The organism is Paenibacillus sp. B1-35, from assembly GCF_050474385.1.
GTDB lineage: Bacteria > Bacillota > Bacilli > Paenibacillales > Paenibacillaceae > Paenibacillus_B > Paenibacillus_B alvei.
In genome coordinates this window covers 170136-193249 of record NZ_JBCHVJ010000006.1, presented here as the reverse complement: position 1 = coordinate 193249, position 23114 = coordinate 170136, and the positions used below count along the sequence as shown (strand labels likewise).

21 protein-coding genes are annotated in these 23114 nt (G+C 45.6%); 20 read left to right on the top strand and 1 reads right to left on the bottom strand.

Annotated features, from left to right (window positions below; all coding sequences use genetic code 11):
- From ACQ5BJ_RS20055 to ACQ5BJ_RS19960, 20 genes are all read left to right on the top strand, one after another.
- Positions 1-1470, top strand: coding sequence for a sensor histidine kinase (locus ACQ5BJ_RS20055; protein WP_005548446.1), 1470 nt, complete (start codon positions 1-3; stop codon positions 1468-1470).
- 81 nt (positions 1471-1551) lie between these two features.
- On the top strand, positions 1552-2502 hold the full coding sequence (locus ACQ5BJ_RS20050) for a 4-hydroxy-3-methylbut-2-enyl diphosphate reductase (RefSeq protein WP_430112256.1): 951 nt from the start codon (positions 1552-1554) through the stop codon (positions 2500-2502).
- A gap of 476 nt (positions 2503-2978) precedes the next feature.
- Positions 2979-3392 (top strand): hypothetical protein, encoded by a 414-nt coding sequence (locus ACQ5BJ_RS20045; protein ID WP_430112106.1) that lies wholly within the window; start codon positions 2979-2981, stop codon positions 3390-3392.
- Between the two features lie 19 nt (positions 3393-3411).
- Positions 3412-3747, top strand: a complete 336-nt coding sequence (locus ACQ5BJ_RS20040) for a hypothetical protein (RefSeq protein ID WP_430112105.1) — start codon at positions 3412-3414, stop codon at positions 3745-3747.
- Between the two features lie 198 nt (positions 3748-3945).
- Positions 3946-4728, top strand: coding sequence for a hypothetical protein (locus tag ACQ5BJ_RS20035; protein WP_262866633.1), 783 nt, complete (start codon positions 3946-3948; stop codon positions 4726-4728).
- A 193-nt stretch (positions 4729-4921) separates the two neighbouring features.
- Positions 4922-5686: a hypothetical protein gene (locus ACQ5BJ_RS20030; RefSeq protein ID WP_430112103.1), complete on the top strand. Its 765-nt coding sequence runs from the start codon at positions 4922-4924 to the stop codon at positions 5684-5686.
- 307 nt (positions 5687-5993) lie between these two features.
- Entirely contained in the window at positions 5994-6398 is a 405-nt protein-coding gene (locus ACQ5BJ_RS20025; protein WP_197268137.1) for a BlaI/MecI/CopY family transcriptional regulator, read from the top strand.
- A gap of 193 nt (positions 6399-6591) precedes the next feature.
- The gene (locus ACQ5BJ_RS20020) at positions 6592-7356 is read left to right on the top strand and encodes a hypothetical protein (RefSeq protein ID WP_430112101.1); all 765 of its coding nucleotides are present in this window, start codon (positions 6592-6594) and stop codon (positions 7354-7356) included.
- 25 nt (positions 7357-7381) lie between these two features.
- Positions 7382-8119 carry a hypothetical protein gene (locus ACQ5BJ_RS20015; RefSeq protein ID WP_430112100.1) on the top strand — a complete coding sequence of 246 codons (738 nt, stop codon included), beginning with the start codon at positions 7382-7384 and terminating at the stop codon, positions 8117-8119.
- Positions 8120-8145: 26 nt separating this feature from the next.
- Complete coding sequence (locus ACQ5BJ_RS20010) at positions 8146-9114, top strand: DUF5643 domain-containing protein (RefSeq protein WP_430112098.1); 969 nt, start codon at positions 8146-8148, stop codon at positions 9112-9114.
- 257 nt (positions 9115-9371) lie between these two features.
- Positions 9372-10433: a 3-deoxy-7-phosphoheptulonate synthase gene (gene aroF, locus ACQ5BJ_RS20005; protein ID WP_268598988.1), complete on the top strand. Its 1062-nt coding sequence runs from the start codon at positions 9372-9374 to the stop codon at positions 10431-10433.
- Positions 10434-11027: 594 nt separating this feature from the next.
- Entirely contained in the window at positions 11028-12452 is a 1425-nt protein-coding gene (glnA, locus tag ACQ5BJ_RS20000) for a type I glutamate--ammonia ligase (RefSeq protein WP_005548421.1), read from the top strand.
- Positions 12453-12666: 214 nt separating this feature from the next.
- Positions 12667-13962: a maltose ABC transporter substrate-binding protein gene (locus ACQ5BJ_RS19995; RefSeq protein WP_262866632.1), complete on the top strand. Its 1296-nt coding sequence runs from the start codon at positions 12667-12669 to the stop codon at positions 13960-13962.
- A gap of 78 nt (positions 13963-14040) precedes the next feature.
- Positions 14041-15357, top strand: coding sequence for an ABC transporter permease subunit (locus tag ACQ5BJ_RS19990; RefSeq protein WP_430112095.1), 1317 nt, complete (start codon positions 14041-14043; stop codon positions 15355-15357).
- A complete protein-coding gene (locus ACQ5BJ_RS19985) occupies positions 15358-16191 on the top strand; it encodes a sugar ABC transporter permease (RefSeq protein ID WP_430112094.1) in 834 nt (277 codons plus the stop codon).
- Positions 16192-16253: 62 nt separating this feature from the next.
- Complete coding sequence (locus tag ACQ5BJ_RS19980; protein ID WP_430112093.1) at positions 16254-18005, top strand: glycoside hydrolase family 13 protein; 1752 nt, start codon at positions 16254-16256, stop codon at positions 18003-18005.
- Between the two features lie 116 nt (positions 18006-18121).
- The gene (locus tag ACQ5BJ_RS19975) at positions 18122-19036 is read left to right on the top strand and encodes a LacI family DNA-binding transcriptional regulator (RefSeq protein ID WP_005548411.1); all 915 of its coding nucleotides are present in this window, start codon (positions 18122-18124) and stop codon (positions 19034-19036) included.
- Between the two features lie 206 nt (positions 19037-19242).
- Positions 19243-20589, top strand: a complete 1347-nt coding sequence (locus ACQ5BJ_RS19970) for an alpha/beta hydrolase (RefSeq protein WP_268621621.1) — start codon at positions 19243-19245, stop codon at positions 20587-20589.
- Positions 20586-21929: an alpha/beta hydrolase gene (locus ACQ5BJ_RS19965; RefSeq protein ID WP_430112091.1), complete on the top strand. Its 1344-nt coding sequence runs from the start codon at positions 20586-20588 to the stop codon at positions 21927-21929. The genes ACQ5BJ_RS19970 and ACQ5BJ_RS19965 overlap by 4 nt, the downstream gene beginning before the upstream one ends.
- A gap of 27 nt (positions 21930-21956) precedes the next feature.
- Positions 21957-22754 carry a hypothetical protein gene (locus tag ACQ5BJ_RS19960; protein ID WP_430112090.1) on the top strand — a complete coding sequence of 266 codons (798 nt, stop codon included), beginning with the start codon at positions 21957-21959 and terminating at the stop codon, positions 22752-22754.
- Between the two features lie 82 nt (positions 22755-22836).
- On the opposite strand, the gene ACQ5BJ_RS19955 is transcribed toward ACQ5BJ_RS19960, so the two are convergent.
- Positions 22837-22983, bottom strand: coding sequence for a hypothetical protein (locus tag ACQ5BJ_RS19955; RefSeq protein WP_005548405.1), 147 nt, complete (start codon positions 22981-22983; stop codon positions 22837-22839).
- Positions 22984-23114: the final 131 nt, after the last annotated feature.

Sequence of the window (23114 nt, the reverse complement as noted above, 5' to 3'; positions counted from 1 at the left end):
ATGTCGATTCGATTGCGGCTTACAGTTTGGTATTCAGCGTTGCTTGCCTTTACCTTGTTTTTGTTCGGCATCGCGATTTATACATTTGTCGATTACAACCTTTATCGGGATGTTAAGGCGCGTATTACGAATCAAATGGATCAATTGTACATCTACCCGACTATCGACTGGGAACGTTCACAGCTAAATTGGGATGTTCAGAAATCCAATCGGTTAAACAATGAAGAAGTGTTCTTCCAAACGATTAATTTCAGTTCAGGCAAGCTTATTCGTTCTGATAATTTGAAGTCGTTAGGTTTGAAGCTGCCGGTTCCGACGAATGTCAATCAGATTCAAGCAGGCATTCGCAAGGTTGAGGTGCAGTCGCTTCAATTTCTCGTATATGAACAGCCGATTAGATTAGAGAATAACGATTCAATTATCGGGGCGGTGCAAGTTGCTGCATATACCGGACATGAATCTAGATTTATGCGTGAATTGCGGAGCATTCTGATTGTGGCCTCCATGGTTACGGTGGTGCTGGCATTCTCGCTAGGGCTGTTCCTGGCGCAGAAATCACTTCGCCCGATTGGGAACATCATTAGAGCGACCGATCGGATTCAGAAAGGCGCGGATCTAAGCGTGAGAATTCCGCGTGTAGGGCCGCCGGATGATGAGATTGGCCAATTGACCGACAGGATTAACAGTATGCTTGGGCGCATGGAGGCTTTTTACAATGAGCTTGACGAAGCCTATCGGGCTCAGCGCAGATTCGTATCTGATGCCTCGCATGAGCTGCGTACACCGCTGACGACGATACGCGGAAATGTGGATCTGCTTGCAAAGATGTGGCTCCAGGAGGGAGGCTCTCTTGCCCTTACGGAAGCTGACAAGCAGCAGATGTCCATGGAGGCGCTGAGTGATATTTCTGATGAATCGCGCCGGATGAGCAGGCTCGTCAATGATATGCTGTCCTTGGCTCGTGCGGATGCGGGCTATGTGATGGAGAAGTCCATACTCGAATTGAAGCCGCTTGTGGAAGAGGTGGTGCGCAGGGCGCAGTTCCTGCCGCGCAAGGCAGAGTGGATACTTGGAGATATTTCGGCAATCGAGGATCGAGTGGTGTGGGGAAACAAAGATTATTTGCAGCAGATGCTGTTTATATTTATCGAAAATGCCTTTAAATACACGGATAGCGGATTTGTTCGTCTTGATGCTATTTTACAAGATGATCAGATTGGCTTGAAGGTGCAGGATACAGGCATGGGCATGAATCAGAAGGAAGTTCCGTATATTTTTGAACGATTCTATCGTGCAGACGTATCTCGCGGCGTGACTTCGGGTACAGGGCTCGGTCTGTCGATTGCAAAGTGGATTATTGATGAGCATCGCGGTTCTGTAGAAGTGGTTACGAAGCCTGGAGAAGGAACGACGTTCATCATTTGGCTGCCGCTTACCTCGGTCGACGCGAGTGAGGAAATTCCGGTATAATGGAGATGCCGGATGCTCGCAGCGGGTGTAGACACAGCTCTGCCAGCAAACGAAGCGATTGGAAGGGAAGCAGGTGTACTTGTGGAAGTAAAGAAAATAACACCGCGCGGTTATTGCTATGGCGTTGTTGATGCAATGGTCATTGCGCAGCAAACAGCACGCAATTTGGATTTGCCGCGGCCTATTTATATATTGGGCATGATTGTGCATAACAGTCATGTGACAAACGCATTTGAGGATGAAGGAATTATTACGCTTGATGGCCCGAACCGGATGGAAATACTGGATCAGGTGGAATCTGGGACAATTATCTTCACGGCACATGGCGTGTCGCCAGAAGTTCGACGCAAGGCTCGCGAGAAGGGGCTTACTACGGTCGACGCTACTTGTCCGGATGTAACGCGTACTCATGATTTAATTCGAGAGAAGACGGCCGACGGCTACGCGGTTATTTACATCGGGAAGAAAGGGCATCCGGAGCCTGAAGGGGCGATAGGTGTCGCACCGGACAAGGTACACTTGATCGAACGAGAAGAAGAAGTTCCGACGCTTCAATTGGCGACAGACAAAATTATTATTACGAATCAGACGACGATGAGCCAGTGGGATATTAAGCATATTATGAATCGGCTGGTTGAGAAATTCCCGACGGCCGAAATCCATAACGAAATTTGTATGGCGACACAGGTTCGGCAAGCTGCAGTTGCTGAACAAGCGGGAGAATGCGATCTCGTTATCGTCGTCGGCGACCCTCGCAGCAATAACTCGAATCGTCTTGCTCAGGTGTCGGAGGAGATTGGCGGAACGAAGGCATACCGCATTGGCGATCTGTCCGAGCTGGATGTGGAATGGCTGCGTGGCGTTAAGAAGATCGGTGTAACCTCCGGCGCTTCGACGCCGACGCCAATTACGAAGGAAGTCATTGCGTATTTGGAGCAGTTCGACGAGGCGAACCCGGAAACATGGGAGAAGAAGCGTACCGTGAATATGAAGAAGCTGCTTCCTCCTGTTCGAACGAAGTCAAAATCGTAAAGATGAAACAAAGGGACTAGCTGGTACGTAGAAATATAGAAGAACAGGGGCTCAGTGAATCCCGTTGCAGAAGCGGGCTTCGATCCAAAGTAATGTAACTTCATATCATAAAGTCTGCATGTGTAACATGTAAAGGCAAATGAGCACGGCTCCCTCAAAGGAACTTACATGCTAAGTATTCCTTTGTAGGGAGTTTTTTGTGTCTGGAATTGCTGGAAGTCTGTCGAAAAATGGGTTGTGGAGATTGTTATGCATAGGGGGACGTGCCCATATTCGCACGAAGAAAGGTTTCGCAATCTGACGAAATATATCGAGCAATCCCCGGAGAAGCCGTGAAAGGTTAGCAGTTTTTCTGGGGGTTATTTTTTGTACAAAGTAATTTTTAGTTTATGTCACAAACAAAAGTTTTATGTTGTTAAGTAGGTAAAGTGGAAATTAGCTCTGCGATATGAAAAACAGAGAGGAGAACTATCAATATGAAGACGACAATGAAAATGACGATTGCGACGCTTAGTGGAATTTTATTTATAAGTTCCGTGCATTTTACGGCTTTGGCTGCGCCGTCTCTTGCTCCAAGCGAAATGATGATGAAGATAGCGGCTGCTAATAAGAAGAATGAAAGTAAGGCGGAGAAGCTAGAAAAAGAAGAAACTGCTAAAATTGACAAGTTGCTGGCTAAAAATCCAGAGGATCTGTATGCGGTATATGTCAGTAATGAATTAACGAAAACAAAAGGAATAGAGGTGTTCTTCAAGGGCAATGTTTGGCCAAAATATGACAGTTATAAGGACTATCTTAAGAAGGCGTCTACTTTAAAAGACGGCGTGCTGCAGCAACCGGCAGATCTGCCGGAAGGATATTGTAAAGGCAGCAATGAAGGGACCAAATAGCGGGGAGTATTTTGCTGAAATGAAGGCTGAAGCTAAAAAGCTTGGAAAGCAGGTTTACTCCAAAAAGATTAACTGGGTGCACGCGAGAGGAATCGAACTAGAGTATGCGAATGGGGAGCATAAACTAATATTAGGCTATATGCGTCTGGATCCTAATGAGGTTGTAAATCAAAAAGGCTACGTCTATCAGACTGCTGAGGAGTTAAGTAAGAAAAATAAAGTGTATGAGAAAGACCCCAAAAATATGCTCATTTGGTTTGAAAAAGGAAAACAATTCAAGATTGAAACGGATCCGGGAAACCCCTTAACAAAAGAAGACCTGATCAAGCTTGCAAAGACAATGGTCAAAAAATAAAAAAGATTTCATTTTACGGTGAATAACAGTAGTTACTTTGATATAAACGACCCTCAGGGAAGACGTAGAGAGAATGTCTTAATCTGAGGGTTGTTTTTGTTTCATGGACTACTGAAAATGATGTCACAAATGGCATACTGAAAATTGTTATATAAATAGATACTATTCCACGTTAAAACAAGAAGGGAGTAATTTGAAATGAAAATGACGATGAAAATAGCAATCGCAACAATAAGCGGGATTTTATTAATCGGTTCGATGAATCTCGCAGCAGAGGCAGCATCTTCTCGTTCGATAAGCGATATTACGCTGAAGACGGCAGCAGCTAAACCAAAGACCATGACTGAAGGTGAAAAGCTGGAGAAAGCAGAACAGGATAGAATTACCAAATTGCTTGAAAAAAATCCGGATGATACCTATATTGTGTATGTAAGTAAAGAATTGACAAAAGTCAAAGGCAGTGTGGAAGTCTACATGATGGGCAACACCAGGCCGAAATTTAATAAATATGAAGACTATCTGAAGAAAGCAGCCAGTTTGAAGGAGGCAACGCTGCAACAACCTGCTAACTTGCCTAAGGGATATGTCTTCTCCGAGGCAGAGATGATAGGACCATACAGCACAGATTATTCTGCGCAATTGAAAGCAGAAGCGAAAAAATTAAAAAAACAGATTTACTCTAAAAAGCTTAACTGGACAATCACAAATGAAACCAAATTAGAATTCAAAAATGGAGACAATTTTATCAAAATAAGCAGTAGGAAGCCTGATGCGGTGGATAAGAAAAATTTTAGTCAAGAGTATACCTATACAAGCGCGGAAAAAATGAAAAAAGATAATCCATATGTAGACGAGAAATATCTAGTAAATTCGTTGGTTTGGATCCAACACGGCAAGTTGCTTTCCGTTCATACGAATCCAAAGAATCCAATGACGAAGGAAGATATGATCAAGTTGGCAAAAACGATGGTCAAAAAGTAAGAAGCCTCCTGTTATTGATACGAAACGTAAGATAGTCCGATATTGAACACCCTCAGGGAAGACGTGGATCAGCATGTCTAACCTGGGGGTATTTGCGTTTCTTCGATTGAAAGTCATGTCACAAATCAAATGGTTGAAATTGTTATATAAATGGTAGATATTACATACTAATACAGGAAAGGTGCGATTTTATATGAATACGAAGATGAAAATAGCAATTGCTTCACTATGCAGCATTCTATTGTTCGGATCCATGCACCTCATGTCAGGCACAGCGTCAGATCATGCTATAAGCGGCATCAACTTGAAGTCAGCAGCAACGAAACCAATGGCTGCAAGTGAAGGCGAGAAGTTGGAGCAAGCAGAGAAGGCTAAACTTGACAAACTGTTGGAAAAAAATCCGTGTGATATGTATCTAATATACAGCAGTTTTCAGCCAAAGGGATTTGAGGTTTTTGGTTATGGCAACTTTAATCCACGATATGAGAGATACGAGGACTATGAGAAGTTATTGCGTGTTATGAAAGAGCCGGCTCCACAGAAGCCTGCTGACCTGTCGAAGAGCTATACGTACGACGGGGTTATTGTTGTAGGGCCGTATACAAATGAGTATGCGGCAGCCGTAATGTCTGAGGCTAAAAAGCTCGGTAAAAAGGTGTATTCAAAGAAGCTTGAGTGGAAGGATACGAATATGATCCAGTTACGTTTCGCAAACGGAAAGGATTATATACAGTTCTCGAGTTATCGGATTGAAGAAATGGATAAGAAAGAAAAAGGATTTGTCTACAAAATTGCTGCGGATGTGAAAAAGGAAAATCCAAAACTTGATTCAAAATTTATTAGTAACACATTAAGTTGGTATGAACAGGGTAAAGGGTTCTCGATTTCAACCAATCCTGACAATCCGCTGACAAAGGAAGACCTGATCAAGCTTGCAAAGACGATGGTTAAGAAATAAATACATTTTCTGTTGATTACAAATACAGTATTTCCACTTCATCAAATATGTCTAAAAAAAGAGAATCGAAATTTTGAAAGCAGCGGTAAAAAAATAATAGGTTGAACAATTAGCTTAGGTTTTGTAAATTAGGCCCACGCAGTCCTTGGAACGGGATTGCATGGGTTCTTTTTATTGATTATCATTCCTGCAGCAACAGCAACTAACCCGTTCTGTACAAAAGAGGTTGACATTATAAAAGTACAATTATAGCATGAGTATAACTACATACGTGGTTCTTGAGTGATTGAGTTTGGAGGTTTCTTGAATGAATAAAATACCGCCTATTACGGATGCTGAGCTGGAGATTATGCGCGTATTGTGGGCGCGTCCGGATTGTCCTTCCAGTGAGGTTGTAAATCAAATGACGGATTTGATGGAGTGGAGCCCGAATACGACTCGGACGCTCCTGAGCCGATTGGTTCAGAAAGAAGCGGCCGGAGCAAAGCTGGAGAAGGGGTCGAAACGAAACTATCTGTATTACCCGCTCATCAGCGAGCAGGAGTATCTGCAATCCGAAACCAAATCCTTTATGAAAAAGCTGTATGGCGGAGCTTTAAAGCCGATGCTGGCCAACTTTTTACAGGATAAAAAGCTAAATGCGCAGGAAATTGAAGATCTAAAATCGTTATTTGATGAGAACCGTGATGACGATAAAGCAAAAAAAGAATAACACGTGTAACCTATAATGGTCTACATCCCTCGGAGAAGACGGCAATAACGCCAGTCTTATTTCGAGGGATTTTTTTTAGATTTATAACATAAAAAAGTCGATCCGTGTCACAAATCTCGTTTTTCAGTTGTTCATATAGATGAAAATAAAACTTCCATAAGAAAAAAAGTACAAAGTGAGGTAAATAGTCTTTATGAAAATGACGTCGAAACTAGCAATTGCAGCAATATGCGGAATGCTAATGTTCAGTTGTATGAACAATGCCGCGGAGGCTGCGCCAGCCAAAAGCGAAATAGACTATACCGTGAGAGACCCTTCGGGAGAGCCAAAGGTTCTTGAAGATGAGTTGGCAAGACTAAATAAATTGATTGAGAAAAATCCAGGCGAGTCTTATGGCATATTTATTGACAATGAAAAGACAAAAAGCAAGGGTCCGGAAGTCATCTTCACCGGACATGTCGCACCTTCCTATGAAATCTATGAGGATTATTTGAAGAAGGCTGCTGATTTAAAAGGAGTCATATTAGTAGAGCCTATAAATCTGCCAGAAGGATATTCCTTTACGAAAGCAGAACTTTTGTGTCCATTTAGTCCGCAATTCAAGAACGAATTGCGAGCAGAGGCCAAGCAGAAAGGTGCAGCTGTGTTGTCGAAGAAATATGAGTGGACAGAAGCTGGTCAACTTATTTTGGAATATAAGAATGGTGAGGATAAGTTGCTTTTGGAATATATTGCACGGGATTCGAAAGCATCCTCTGCCCAGAAAGGGTATCATTATCAAACTGCTGATGAGAAAAGGCAAAAGTTAAAACCAGAATTTCGGAATAGCCCGCAGCAAAACACACTTCTATGGACGGAACAAGGCAGGCAATTTCGGATTATAACCAATGAAGGAAATACTTTGACGAAGGCAGACTTGATCAAACTTGCGGAAACGATGGTCAGAATTAATAGATGAGGCTGAAAGAGAGGAGAATATATTTATGAAAATGACATCCAAACTAGCAATTGCAGCGGTGTGCGGTATGCTGCTATTCAGCTCCGTGAACTTTACAGTGGAGGCAGCGGCTAAAAAAAGCGCAATTGATTATACAATGAAAGGCGCTTCGGGAGAATCAAAGGTCTTGGAGGAAGAGCTGGCAAGATTGGATAAAGAGGTACAAAAAAACGGCGGTACTTATTGCGTATTCGTAGATAACAAAAAGACGAAGTCCAAAGGGCCGGAGGTGTTCTGGTATGGGAATGTAAAGCAACAATTTCAAAATTATGACGACTATATGAAGAAAGTCGCTGGATTAAAGGGAGTAGCATTGCAGCGACCGACAGACCTGCCGGAAGAGTACGCCTTTGTTGAGGCAGGATTTCTGCCTTATTTGGATCAGAATTTTAAGGCGAATTTGAGGGAAGAGGCGCAAAAATCAGGAAAAGTGGTGCTTTCGAAAAAATATAATTGGAATAAATCAGAATCGATGACACTCAAATTTGCAAATGATAAAAATTATGTGAAGTTGAACTTTTATGATATGGGAACGAAGCATGCGACGAACAAGAAAGAATACACTTATTACCCTGCGAAAAAAGGCAGTGGCAATAAAGCGGGAGAGAACCAACTAATTTGGGTCGACAAAGCGTTGAGCTGCAATATTTATACGAACGCTGATAACCCGATGACGAAGGAAGACTTAATTACACTTGCGGAATCGATGATTGTCAGAAAATAATCAAGAATGAAGGAGGAAATGTGGAAATGAGTACATATAAACAATCATTATTGAAGAAGATGATAGCGGTAACGTGTTTGGCGGCTGTATTGGGCACAGGAGCAGGAGCGGCTAGCATTGATTTGCCTGCCGCAAGTGCGGCGGCATCCGGATCAAGTATGTTTCAGGAGTGGGGAGACTCTGGGTTAAAGGCAGCCAGTAAAAAAGGCTTGACGACAATGAAAGATGCTAAGGCAACAAAAGATGGAGTTACGTTAAGCGTGCCTGAGCTTATGTTCGACGGTCTTCGCTTGGTCATGGTGTTGAAGTCCGAAGGCGGAGAGAACCCGCTATTTGCTAGTAAGAGCTATATGGTAAACGGACAGCCGCTTCAGGTGGACAAGCTATCGATGATGGCTAGTTCGGTTCCTGTGGAAAAAGGAAAAGAGAATAATATGTGCATGATTGAGTTTACAAATGCCATCGATCCGAAAACGGGAGAGCCTATTCTTCCGAATGAATTTGAGTTGACGATTAATGCGAAATTTGAGGCAGCGGAGGTGTCTCTTGTCATTCCAGTGAAAAACATCTCCAAACGGGATATAAACATACAGCCGAATACAAAGAAAAGTACGCAGAAATTCAATTACGAGGTAACAAGTTTGCGAATGACTGACGCAACAACATTGCTGCAAATTCACAGCAAGGGAGAAATTCCAAGCAGCAGCACGAAGCGACCGAATGGGTATCATCAATCCAAAATGTATTATGAAATCGTAGACGATAAAGGTAAAGTATTGGAGCAATCCATGCTGAGCATATACGCAAAAAAACCAGAGAAGGAATATAACGAAAAAATATTGTATGCTCCATCGGCTTCTGCGACAAAATTTATTATTGTGAAGCCATATACTCTTTTTGTCAATAAGAACGGGATGCCTTTGGAGGATAAAAAACGAAACATGATAAAGGATTACCATAAAGCGCTAGAAATAAAGATTCCGGTTACCTCATAAGACGTGAAATAATAATTTAGGGATGAAAAGAAGTCGTGCGTTATGCAGGGCTTCTTTTGTTATTTTTCTGAAAATTATTGTAACAAAGGGTTGACGATCAGTGGTTTGTTCTGTATAGTTTCTTTAATAGTTAAAAGCATAAAAGCTTATATGTATTAAAGCATTAAAATATTAAAGTGAAATGAAAAGTGTCGTAGGTAAACGCATTTCTGCTTTAAGGGGTTAACTGGCACTGCGCATAGAAAGGGTGTACAATCATGATTGTTATTGTAAATAATGAGGCATCTGAAGAACAGATTGCAAATATAGCCAGCATCATTGAAGGGCAAGGCAATCAGGTTCATATATCCCGCGGCACTGCTCATACTGTGATCGGGATTATTGGACATGCGGAGCCGAAGCTGGCAGAACATCTTAGACAAATGAAGGGCGTAGAGAACGTGGTTAAAATTACGAAATCATACAAGTTGGCAAGCCGTGACTTCCACCCGGAGGATACGGTAATTGAAATACGCGGCGTGAAAATCGGCGGCGGCAATTTGGTAGTTATGGGAGGGCCGTGTGCGGTTGAATCGCCTGCTCAAATTAATGAGATTGCGCGATTAGTGAAGGCGGCAGGCGGGCAAATTCTGCGTGGGGGAGCGTTCAAGCCGCGTACTGGGCCATACAGCTTCCAAGGCATTGGCGTAGAAGGGCTTGAGATGATGAAGGAAGCGGGCGAGAAGCACGGCCTTCTTACCATTACAGAAGTGATGACGCCAGAGTATGTGGATATTTGTGCGGAGCATGCGGATATTTTGCAGGTAGGCACACGGAATATGCAGAACTTTGATCTGCTGCGCAAGCTTGGAGAGTGCGGCAAGCCGGTGCTGCTTAAGCGGGGCTTCAGCGCAACCTATGACGAGTGGCTTAATGCCGCGGAATATATATTGGCTGGCGGCAATCCGAATGTCATGCTGTGTGAGCGCGGTATCCGCACATTTGAGACGTATACACGGAACACGTTTGATTTAACAGCTATTCCGGTTATGAAGCAGCTTAGTCATTTGCCGGTCATTGCGGATCCGAGCCATGCGACAGGACGACGCGAGCTGGTAGAGACGATGTCGAAGGCGTCTGTGGCTGCCGGTGCGGATGGTCTTATTATTGAAATGCATACCGATCCAGACAATTCGATGACAGGCGATGGGGTGCAGTCTCTCTTCCCGGATCAATTCGCTGGCCTGCTGCGTGAATTGGAGCAGCTTGCTCCATTGTGCGGCAAGTCGTTTGATACGAAGAAAATGGAGCAATCCTTTTTTCATACATGGGAAAAATAAGTGCAGTGTGATGTGCTGAACTGATCTCATTAATATAGAACTGGTTTCCTTAGCGGGAGACCAGTTCTTTTTTTGTTTCCTGATACCTTAGATTGTGTAAATGCAGCTTCGCTGCTTCTTTGCTCCACTCTCCCCTTGGCTCAGTCCTTCCGTTAAAGCAAGGTAGCAAGGGTGAGCGGGGAGTTTGATGTAGATTGTACGGAAAAACGGAAAAAAGATGAAATTTTGTACATGAATATTAGGATTGGAAAAGGTGTGGAATCTACAGTTTGAGCTATTTATATGTTTAATAGTGCAAAATATATATTGGATATGTTATGTACCATTCTGATCACTATCGATATAAATATGGCCATGCCAACAGTGTGATTCAAGAAAATGAAGGACTGAAATAAGTAGGAATGAATGATAACGACAAAAACGGAACTGGAAAACCTGATTTAATGTAAACATACCTAACATGAAATAAAAAAATACCTTACATCAGTATTGACGAAGGAGTATCCTCCTACATATAATGATTTCAACAAATAATACAAATTGAACATTAAGATGAGAATAAATATGAAATGTTCGGATTGGGGAGGAATCGAGATGTCAGTCAATACCGTATTGGAGTTAATGAAAGAGAAGCAAATTGAGTATGTGGATTTTCGCTTTATTGATCTGTTAGGTCGTGCGCATCATATCAGCTTGCCTGCATCCGAAGTGGATGAGAGCACGTTCGAGAACGGCGTTGCGTTTGACGGCTCCTCGATTACTGGTTTCCGTGGAATTGAAGAATCTGATATGGTCATGATGCCGGATACGGAGAGCAGCTATGTCGATCCATTTACAGCACGTCCGACGCTCATTATCATGTGCAACATCTTCACGCCTGACGGCGAGCGTTATGAGCGTGATCCACGAAGCATTGCACAGAAGGCGGAAGAGTATCTGGCAACGACAGGAGTAGGCACGGATGCATACTTTGCGCCAGAATCTGAATTTTTCATCTTCGATGATGTTCGTTATGAGAATACAATGAATAGTTCTTCCTTCTTCGTCGATTCCGAAGAGGCTTCTTGGAACACGAACCGCAAGGAAGAGGGCGGAAACCTTGGCTTCAAGATTCATACAAAAGGTGGATATGTGCCTGTAGCGCCAATCGATACACAACAAGACTTGCGCAGTGAAATGTGCAGCCTGTTGCAAGAGGCAGGACTTCGCATTGAACGTCACCACCATGAAGTTGCGACGGCAGGGCAAGGGGAAATCAACTTCCGCTTTGATTCACTGACACGTACTGCAGATAACCTGATGAAGTATAAATATATCGTACACAACACGGCACGCCGCTTCGGCAAAGTAGCGACCTTCATGCCGAAGCCGCTGTTCGGGGATAACGGAAGCGGGATGCATGTGCATCAATCGATCTTTAACGGTGATACACCGCTATTCTATGAAAAGGGCGGCTATGCGAACTTGAGTGAAATGGCGCTGCATTATATCGGCGGAATTTTGCACCATGCGCCAGCACTTATCGCATTGACGAATCCGAGCACAAACTCCTTTAAGCGACTCGTGCCGGGATATGAAGCGCCTGTAAATCTCGTATTCTCGAAAGGCAATCGTTCTGCGGCTGTACGTATTCCGGTAGCGGCGGTTACACCGAAGGGCTGTCGGATTGAGTTCCGTACGCCGGATTCTACGGCGAATCCATACCTTGCCTTCGCTGCGATGCTGATGGCGGGGCTCGATGGAATCAAGCGCAAGCTGGATCCTACAGAGCTTGGTTATGGGCCGTATGACCGCAATATTTACGAACTGTCGGATACGGAGAAACGTGAGATTCGCAGCGTTCCAGCGACGATGGAAGAATCGCTTGATGCGCTTGAAGCTGACTATGAATTCTTGCTTGAAGGCGGCGTATTTACAAAGGCATTTATCGAAAATTATTTGCATATCAAACGCAAGGAAGCCAAATCTGTAGCGATCCGTATCCATCCGCAAGAATACAGCCTCTATTTTGATTGCTAATATTCATATTCCTATATTCATCTTCATCACCCTCGTGTCCCTAGTGGATACGGGGGTTTCGTTTTGGAATCATCTAGAAACATCTGCTTATTTTCTTTATGTTGTCCCTGACTCTGCAATTTTTATTTGACGGCACGGGGCACTTGAAGGTATCATGTTACTGAAATTACTTAAACGTTTAAGTTAACAACAACCAATAGATGGGGGGGAGAACGTGTCTAAACGCTTCTTCATTTCAATGTTGATGCTCTCATTGTGCATCATGATGCTGCTCTCGGCTTGCGGCGTACAGCATGCGATCTCAACATCTTCGGAAGCTGGAGGGAAGAATGCACATCAGGGAGAAGGACAAGCTGGATTGCAGCCGGAGAAGGGGGCTCATTTGCTCGTATGGGAATCGAAGGGGCCTGAACTGGATTTTTTGAAAGCGGTCGCAGAAGATTTCGAACAGGAATATGGGATTGGTGTAAAAGTAGTGGCGGTTCCGTCAATCGACGCTGTCACGAAGCTGACGACGGATGGACCTGCTGGAATCGGGGCTGATGTGTTCTCCGCGCCGCATGATCATTTGGGGAATGCAGTCATGGCAGGACTCGTGCTGCAAAATGATGTATACGACGAGCAAATGAAACATCAAATTATGGATTCCGCCCTAGAGGGTGTCAGCTATGATGGGGTGTTCTACGGTTTTCCAACCGCGATTGATACGTATGCGCTGTACTACAATAAAAAACTGCTGAATAAAGCTCCTGCCACTTATCAAGAGCTCATTCGGTTCGCTGAAACGTATAACGATCCAAAAAACAAACAGTACGCCTTTATGTGGAATGTAGGTCAGTTATATCAGTCTTACTCGTTTCTGGCAGGCTACGGGGGATACATATTTGGCAACGGAGGGAAGGATGCTGACGATATTGGCTTGAGCAATGCGGAATCGATCGCCGGAGCCGAGTTCTTTCGATCGCTGAACAAAATACTGCCTGTCAATAGCAACGATATGAACGACAATATCATTACCGGATTTTTCATGGAAGGGAAAACAGCTGCTATTATAGGCGGGCCTTGGCTTATGACGGACGTGAAGAGCGCGGGAATCGATTTCGGAGTGGCTCCGCTTCCCCTGCTGCCTAACGGAGAACATCCTCAAAGCATGTCCGGCATCCGGGCGCTGTATGTCAGTTCCTATACCGAATATCCGGTTGCAGCGAAGCTGTTCGCGCGTTATGCGACCTCTCGCAAAAATCTCGTCAAGCGATATGAAATGACAACACAACTGCCGCCGAGACAAGACATGATGGAGGAGCCGATCATCAAGGGGAACGCGAATGCACTTGCATTCCTAGAACAAACGAAGCATTCTGCTCCAATGCCGTCCATCCCGGAAATGGGCAACGTTTGGGTACCGGCAGGTGCTGCTCTTGCTGCAATATGGAATGACAATCAACAACCGGGAGATGTCTTAAAGAAGGCAGTCGAGCAGATCAAAACAGCGATCCAGACAAAAAAATAGCTACATCCTGAATCACATCGTGATCAAAATCAGACTTTGTGAACTACATCTAAAAAATCGACGAAGGCGGTCTTCCGAATGGAACTGACAACAGATGCCCGTCGGCATCGGACGAAAGCGGCTGTATTCTCCGCTGTATGTATCGGGTTAGGCCAGCTGTACAACAAGCAGTATATGAAGGGCTTGCTGTGGATGATCGCGGCACAGTTGTTCTTTTGGAACTACTATCCGATTGCTTATCGAGGAATAAGAGGATTGATAACGTTAGGCGACGCGCCTACGAAGGTGGTTGCCGGGCAAGTGACCAAAGGCGATCATTCTATTTTCATGATGATTGAAGGACTTATTACATTGGTGCTCATTCTCTTGTTCGCCGGGTGCTATGTCCTGAATATTTATGATGCAAAGAAAAACGGGGCGCTGCGGGATGAAGGTTGGCCTGCTCCGGGGTTCATCGAATCCATCAAGCAGACGAAGCTTCGGCGCTTCCCATATTTGCTTCTGTTGCCTTCCATCTGCTTTGTGCTGTTCGTAACGGTAGTGCCGCTCATCTTCAATGTGCTGATTGCCTTCACGAACTATTCGGCTCCGAACCATATTCCCGACCGGAACTTAGTAGATTGGACGGGGCTCAGCTCGTTTTATGACTTATTTGCACAAGAGGCGTGGCGCAACACCTTCTTCGGCATTTCGGTGTGGAACGTCATCTGGGCTGCGGCCTCTACGGTGTCCGTCTTTTTTAGCGGGCTGTTGCTAGCATTGATGGTGAACCATCCAAAAGTGAAATTCAAAAAATTTTGGCGTACGATGTTCATTTTGCCGTGGGCGGTTCCGCAATTCATATCGATTCTGGTATTCAGGGTGCTGCTAAACGGTTCGTTCGGGCCCGTGAACGATATGATCACCAAGCTCGGCTTCGCGCCAGTACCTTGGTTGTCTGATCCGACGATGGCCAAGTTTACGATTCTGCTTGTGAACTTGTGGTTCTCCACTCCGTTCCTGATGGCATTGATGTCAGGGGTATTAACGACCATGCCGCGGGATTTGTACGAAGCTGCTGCTGTTGATGGAGCAACGGGAACGCAGAGATTCGTCAAGCTGACGCTTCCGTTGGTGCTGGCGGCGACGGCACCAATTTTAATCATGCAATTTGCTTTTAACTTCAATAACTTCAATTTAATCTATATGCTAACGGACGGCAATCCGAACCAGCCTGATTATTATTACGCGGGCAGCACGGATATTTTAATCTCTTGGATATTCAAGATGACGTTGAATCAAAGCCAGTTCAATATGGCCTCTGCCGTCTCGATCATTATGTTCGTCTTTATCACCGTATTCTCCTTATGGAACTATCGGCGGATGAAGATAACTCAAGAAGAGGATATGGTCTAAATGTCTAAATTGCTGAACAACTTGGTCGTGGCGGGCATTTACGCGGTGTTTGCCGTGCTGCTCCTAACGACGGTATATCCGTTGATTTGGGTGATCGGAACATCGCTTAACCCAGGAAATTCCTTAATGGTAAGCCGAATGTTTCCTGATCAGCCCACGCTCGCACATTATACAGAACTGATTCGGAATACGGATTTCGTGCTATGGTTTTCGAACACCGTCACGATCGCTCTTGCGAATGCGGCATTGTCAACGACATTGGTGGCAGCGACAGCCTACGCATTTTCCCGTTTTCGATTCATAGGCAGAAAGCAAGGGCTAATGACATTGCTCATTCTTCAAATGTTTCCGGGCTTTCTGTCCATCATGGCGATCTTCGTGCTGCTGATGCAGACGAAGCTGCTCGATACGCATTTGGGTCTCATTCTCATCTATGCGGGCGGTTCTATCTCGATGGGGACATGGGTCATGAAGGGGCATTTCGATACCATTCCCAAAAGCCTGGAGGAAGCGGCCTATATCGATGGCGCAGGCCCTTTGGAGACAATGTTCAAAATCATATTACCGCTGTCTTTGCCCGCAATTACGTTTGTTGCATTGAACAGCTTCATTATGCCATTCATGGATTTTATCCTGCCGCAAATCGTGCTTCGATCATCTGAGAAGATGACGCTGGCGCAAGGATTGTACAACATGGTAGCGAACGAGACCAATTCAAGCTTTACGACCTTTGCTGCCGGCGCCGTTCTTGTAGCGCTGCCGATTACGCTCCTGTATATGTATTTCCAGAAGTATCTCATTCACGGCATGACGGCAGGTGCGGACAAAGGCTAACGACTAATAAGGATACATCCTGAATACTCTTCGTGATCAAAAGCGACAAAAAGGAGTTTGTTATGTTACTGGAAGCGATCTACCACAGACCTGGAAATTCATATTGCTATTCATACGATAACGACACGATCCATATCCGGCTGCGCGCGAAGAAAGGCGATCTTCGATCAGTCACTGCGTTGTATGGCGATAAATACGATTGGGACAAGACCGTAAAGGAAGCTGCCATGTTCATCATGGGCAGCGACGAGATGTTCGATTATTGGCATGTGGAGGTAGCTCCTCCGCACAAGCGGCTCCGTTATGCCTTCGAATTAGCTGCGGGCGAGCAGACGTTATGGTATACGGAAAAGGGATTCGTTGCCGAAAAGCCAGCGGATCCACTGACGTTTTTCGACTATCCTTTCTTATGGTCAAGCGAGGTGCTGCAGCCGCCGTCGTGGGTGAAGGATGCCGTATTCTATCAGATTTTCCCTGATCGGTTTGCTAACGGGAACCCTGACAATGATCCTGAACAGGTACGGCCGTGGACAGCCGACGATCCGGGTCAGCAAGATTTTTACGGCGGTGACCTTCAGGGCGTACTGGATCGTTTGGATTACATTAGTGAGCTTGGCGTTAATGCGATTTACTTTACCCCACTGTTCGAGGCAAAGACGAATCATAAATACGACACGACGGATTATTTGAAGGTGGATCCGCAGTTTGGCGATGTGGTTCTGTTGAAGAAGCTGGTGAAGGCCTGTCACGACCGCGGGATTCGGGTTATCTTGGATGCGGTATTCAATCATTGCGGCTATTGGTTCGCTCCGTTCCAAGACGTCGTGAAGCATGGGGAAGCATCACGATTTCGAGACTGGTTCCATATTGAGCGATTTCCGCTCGTGCGCGAGCCGAGAGCATCTTACCGCTGCTTCGCCTTCGAATCCCATATGCCGAAGCTGAATACAGTCAATCCTGAAGTTAAAGCCTACTTGCTTGAAGTCGCTCAATATTGGATTCGGGAATGTGATATCGATGGCTGGAGATTGGATGTTGCGAATGAGATCGACCATGATTTCTGGCGGGAGTTTCGCAAAACATGCAAAGGATTGAAGCCGGACTTTTATATTTTGGGTGAGATATGGCATGATGCGATGCCTTGGCTGCGCGGTGATCAGTTTGACGCGGTTATGAATTATCCGGCTACGGAGGCCATTCTTGATTTCTTTGCAAAAGGGGTAATCGATGCAAAACAGTTCTCTTATCAAGTGAACAGGTTGTTGGCTGACTATCCCCAGCAAGTGGGTGAAGCTACCTTCACGATATTGGGCAGCCATGATACGCCGCGTTTGTTAACAATGGCTCAAGATGAACGCAAGATGAAGCTTGCGGCGCTGTTCCAGTTCGCCTTTCTTGGCGCACCATGCATATATTATGGAGACGAAGTGGGCATGACGGGCGGGCCGGATCCGGATTGCCGGAAACCAATGGTATGGGAAGAGGAGAAGCAGAATAGCGGATTGCTGCATTTTTATCGGAAACTGATCGCTTTGCGTACCGCCTATCCTGCGTTGCGACAGGGTTCATTCCGATTCGTTTATGCATCCGGAGATCACTTGGTCATCCGAAGACAGCGCGCTGGCGAGCAGATGTATATTTGCTTCAATAATAGTGAGCGGGCAGGAGCCTTCACCTTTGCGTTTGAACAGAAAGATACGCTGCCATTATCCCCTTCTATGATCGGATCCGGAACATTTGTATTAGAGAATGACAACGTTACGATTAGCTTGCCTGCGTATGGCTGGATGGTATTGATGGCTGAATCAAGTTAAAGAGAAGCTGCTGCTAGATATGGATTACGGGAGATTAGGGCTAAATTGACACCATTTGGGCGGTATGCTTTAATTGGCTTAAACGTTTAAGTCTAAACCAAGTGAGGTCGGATAAGATGAAGAAAACAACGATAAAAGATATCGCCCAAGCAGCGGGTGTATCCATTGCTACTGTGTCCTATATATTGAATGACGTTAAGAATCAATCCATTTCGAATGAGACGCGCGTCAAGGTGTTAAAAATCGCGCAGCAGCTCAAATACGTGCCGAACCGTACTGCCCGGTCTTTAAAAGTAAAGAAGTCGGGCTTGATTGGAATTCTGGTATTCAAGGACGATCAACAAAGCTTTGGGTCAAATTTGAAGTACGCCAAAACGATAAGCAAAATCGAACAGCAGTGCAGTGCGCTCGGCTATCATGTTATTTATATGCAAATCGACGATACGGAGCCGTCATACAAGGTTATTATGGAACGGAATTTGGACGGCGTATTTTTAATCAATGTGGATCAGGAGCGATTTGCGACGATTACGCCCTACTTTGGCTTCGGTATTCCCGTGTTTGTCGTGGACAGTTATATTGAAGACTCGCTTTTTCATAAAATTATGCCTGATGTGGAAGCGGGCTTTCAACGATCCCGTGATTTGCTGAATGAAGCTCCGCAATTTCTGATCATGGATCGCTATAACAATAACCAATGGTCGGATGTCATCAAGCGGGCATCGGGTTTGCCGGAAGAACGGATTCATATATATGAACACTGCCAGGGGATGGAGTCTTTTTTAGCCAAGTTCGATGGTCAACCGGGCATCGTATTGAACGAATTTATTGCCAACGAAGCTTCCAAAGTCCATCCCAACTTGATTGCATGGTGCACCTGCCATTGTCCCGAAATTCTCGGCCAAGATACGGAGAGAGTCACCTTCGACTTGAGTAGATACGATTCATTTGTAGGCGTTATGAACAGCTTTATTGATGATGTGGAGTATGAGCACGAGGAGAAGTTCTTGAAATTGCCAGTCTCCTCGTAGATCAATATATGTGCGAGTTCAAAAGGGCCGCTTTTCAGCACCGAGAAGGTTGCAAGAACTCGAAGAAGGAAGAACGGAGTGTAGGCAGGACTACATGAGTACTGGACTTCGAGAGTGAAAGCAAGATTCGATGCCGAATGGCTTCTTATGTTGCTTCGTGATCAAAAGCGGTTTTTTTGAACAACCTCTATAAGGAGAAATGCGTAGTGGATTCATCACGTCTTATTCAGATCGACGAGTTTTATTCGAGGATCTTATCTAATAGAAGAAAAGTATTTATTTACTTGCCTCCGAGCTATCGAGTGAACGAACAGAAGCGGTATCCCGTGCTCTATTTGCATGATGGGCAGCATGCATTTTTTGCGGATCAGAAGGGAGACTCCTGGGACGTCCATCTTACGGTTGATCGTCTTGTCGCCGAAGGCAGGATGAAGGAAATCATCGTGGTTGCCATTTCCCATATCGAAGATGCACGGATTGCGGAGTACATGCATGCCAATCCGGATGGGCACAACCTATTCAACACAGCGAATCAAGGTGAGCGGTATGAGCAGTTTCTCGTAGAGGAAGTGAAGCCTTATATCGATCGAGAATACCGGACACTTCCAGGCAAGGAGCATACGGCCTTGATGGGGTCATCCGCTGGTGGCTTGGTGTCCTACAATATCGGATTTCGCCAATCCGATACATTCGGCATGATTGGGGCATTATGTCCGTTCGTCGTCAGCGTAAATCCAGATACGATGGAGGATCGCTGGCTAAGTCATATCTATACGGAAAAGAAGGATCTCAAGATCTGGATGGATGTCGGTGATGCAGAGGGCTTCACCGTTATGGAGAAGCATGTGCGGCAGGTCGTAGACACGCTCGTTCGCATCGGGTATGAGCCGGGGAATGATCTGATGTACTACTATGCCGTCGGTTCCGGACACGCGCAGAAGGATTGGGCCGCAAGGGTTCATGCACCGCTCCTTTATTTCTTCGGAGATATCGGCATGCCTGTACATGTTGAACTGCATGGTTCCCGCGTAGTAGGGATTCAGGGGCCGACGCAGAGGTTCAATGCGGTCGTTCATTACGATAGCGGCTTTGTCATGACGGATTTGAACGCTCGGTACGAAGTGTCCGATCCTTGCATCCTAGAGGTAACCGTGGATGGAACACTCACTCCGAAGCGGTCGGGCAAGACGCGCGTCATCTATCATCATGATGAGCTCACAGCGCATGCAGAGATTACAGTTATTCCGCGTCTTTCGGAGACAGCTACAGTTACGTTGGTCGTAAAGGTACCCGAAAATACGCCGCCTACCGAAAGGCTGTATGCAGGGATCGAACTGCCGATGATCGATGAAGGGCAATATGGAGGCACGTTCGAGGTGCCACGGGATATGGCGTTCGAGTTCCGGATTTCCCGTGGCTTGGGCAAACATGAAACGGATCGTTACGGTCAAGAAGTGCCGTATCGCAAATTTACGGTTATCGATGGTTTGGAGCTGCATTACGAAGTCGAGAATTGGATCGATCTAATGGCGGAAAGGGTGGAGAAGCGATGAGCACGAAGTACGGATCAAGCATCCTGCGCATTGAAACATTTCACTCGGAATATCTGAATAACGATAGAGAGCTGTTCATTTATCTTCCTCCGAGCTACCAACAAGACCTGAACAAGCGCTATCCGGTCTTATACATGCATGACGGTCAAAATATTTTCCATCCGGCCTTCAACGGCTATTCATGGAACGTGCACGCTGCCGCCGATAAGCTGATTGTCGAACAGCGTATGAAAGAAATCATCATTGTCGGCATTCCGAATATGGGGATGGAGCGGGCAAATGAGTTCACGCATGACTTGGAGGGCGTTCGTTATCAAGACGACAAGTTTGCGGTCGAACCAAGAGGCCACCAGTATGAGCAATTCCTTATTGATGAGGTTAAGCCTTATATAGATGCCTTGTTCCGCACGCAATCGGAGCCAGAGCATACGGCCTTGATGGGCTCGTCAAGGGGCGGGCAGGTGACGTACCATATTGGGCTGCGGCGTCCCGACGTGTTCAGCATGCTGGGGATTATCTCTCCTTACTTGTATTGCGTTTATCCCGACACCTTGGAAGAAGTGCCCTTGTACCATACCTTTACCACGAAGCAGTCCATTAAGAAAATATGGATCGATCTCGGCAGCCGTGAAGGGCTGCTGGTCATGGAAAAGCATGTGCGCGAGGCAGCAGAACAATTGCTTAGCATAGGCTACAAAGCCGATGATGAGCTTGTCTACCTCTATGAGCCCGGAGCGGCGCATGTGGAGAAGGACTGGGCAGCCAGAGTGTCTGCGCCGCTTCTTCACTTCTTCGGCAAGCGCGGCAAGGCTTGCTCTCTTACGCTGCATGGCGATCAGGAGGTTGGGATCACAGGGCCACCGTGCCGGCTGAATCCGATTATCGAGTTCGATTCCGGCTTCAAGATGTCAGCGCTTCGTGCTGCGTACCGCGTAGAAGATGAGCATATCGCGCAGGTTCGGGACGATGGCACGGTCTTTCCTCGTCACCCGGGCGTTACGGAAGTAACGGTGCAATTCGAGGGATGGGAAGCCTCGATGCCTCTCCGAATCGTGGAGGAGCTCCGTACGCATGTTAATTTGGAGATCATTGTTTATGTTCCGCCTAATACGCCGCAGGATCTCAAGCTGTACGCTTGGTTCCCGTTGACGTACGATCCGAACAAGGATTTATATGCAACACGCCTGCGCATCCCGTTGCATACAGATTGGCTGTTCCAAGTGAGTCGAGAAGACGGAATCGTCGAAGTTGATGGAGCGGGGGCTCGCGTCGAACGTAGCTATAAGGCAGAGCAGGACAAAACCTTAGAGATACATGTTGAGAGATGGAGCGGGCAATAAGGATCATCGGATGGAAGCATGATGTGAATGAACGTAATAATGAGTGATACACGAATCGGGATCGGAAGAAGAAAGAGACGAGAGGAACGATACAGCATGAAGAAATGGAAAACAGGCTTCCTATGCGGCGCTATCTTGTTCACGGGAATCGCATTCGGTACTTCGGCGATAATCGCCAATGCTGAGAAGCACGGTCTTGATGAGGAAGGAAAGAAACTGTCGACCAACAAGCCTGTATCGATAGTTGATCATCTTCCAGTGCGAGAGCTGTCCGGAGAAATGGGCGGTCGAACGATCATGGTGACGCCGATGGATAAAGATATCTCTAAGAATGCAAGTGCAGACGTTATCGATCATGGCGACATGACGAAGGACGAGAATCGCAATTATACGAAGCCGGGAGTGAATTCTAGCAGCAGTGACAAGAAGATAGGCAAGCTGCCTGTAACCCATACCGTGAATGATGTAGAGGTTACGGTTCATTCGATTCGGGTTACGGAAAAGGCTACGGACTTCGAAGTGACGATTACAAACAATTCGGATAAAGACAAGGTTACACTTGATATGCAAAAAGTAATAACCAAAGCGAACATCGGTGTTAAAGGGAGAACTGCAGAAGCGGTCGAGATTGCATCGGATAATCCGGACTTTGCGAGCAAAACAATTCGTCCGAAGAAGGAGTTGCATGGCTGGATTCGCAATCAAGGCTTGAAGGATCGCGATATTGTCAATTTGAAGTTCGCCCTATCCGTAAAAGGAGCCAAAGAGACAAGAGCGTATTCGTTCCTTATTGATTGCACGAAGCTGAGGTTTCGTACCCTATAATCGGTGCGGTGACTGATGCTGAAGTGAACAAGGCGTGTGTGAGAAGAGATTTCTCATTCACGCCTTTTTGCTTATGTTTTTGCTATACTCCGTCCGTGTACACACTAAGCACGATGAAAACATCCCAATGTGTTATTTTCTTACGCTCTGCTGCTTTTGAACCGTGTGAATGCCGATGACGACGCAGGGCTTCATTAGAGATATAATCGAATACAAAGATGTTTTTCAATTCGTCTTATCTCTCCTTATAATAGCCGATCCTTTCGTTTGTCTTGAATGATCTGATATTTTAAAAAAGTTAAAAAGAACCGAACCTTTTCGGGTGAATGAGGCAATATAGGTTGTAAGCTTACCAAGGAG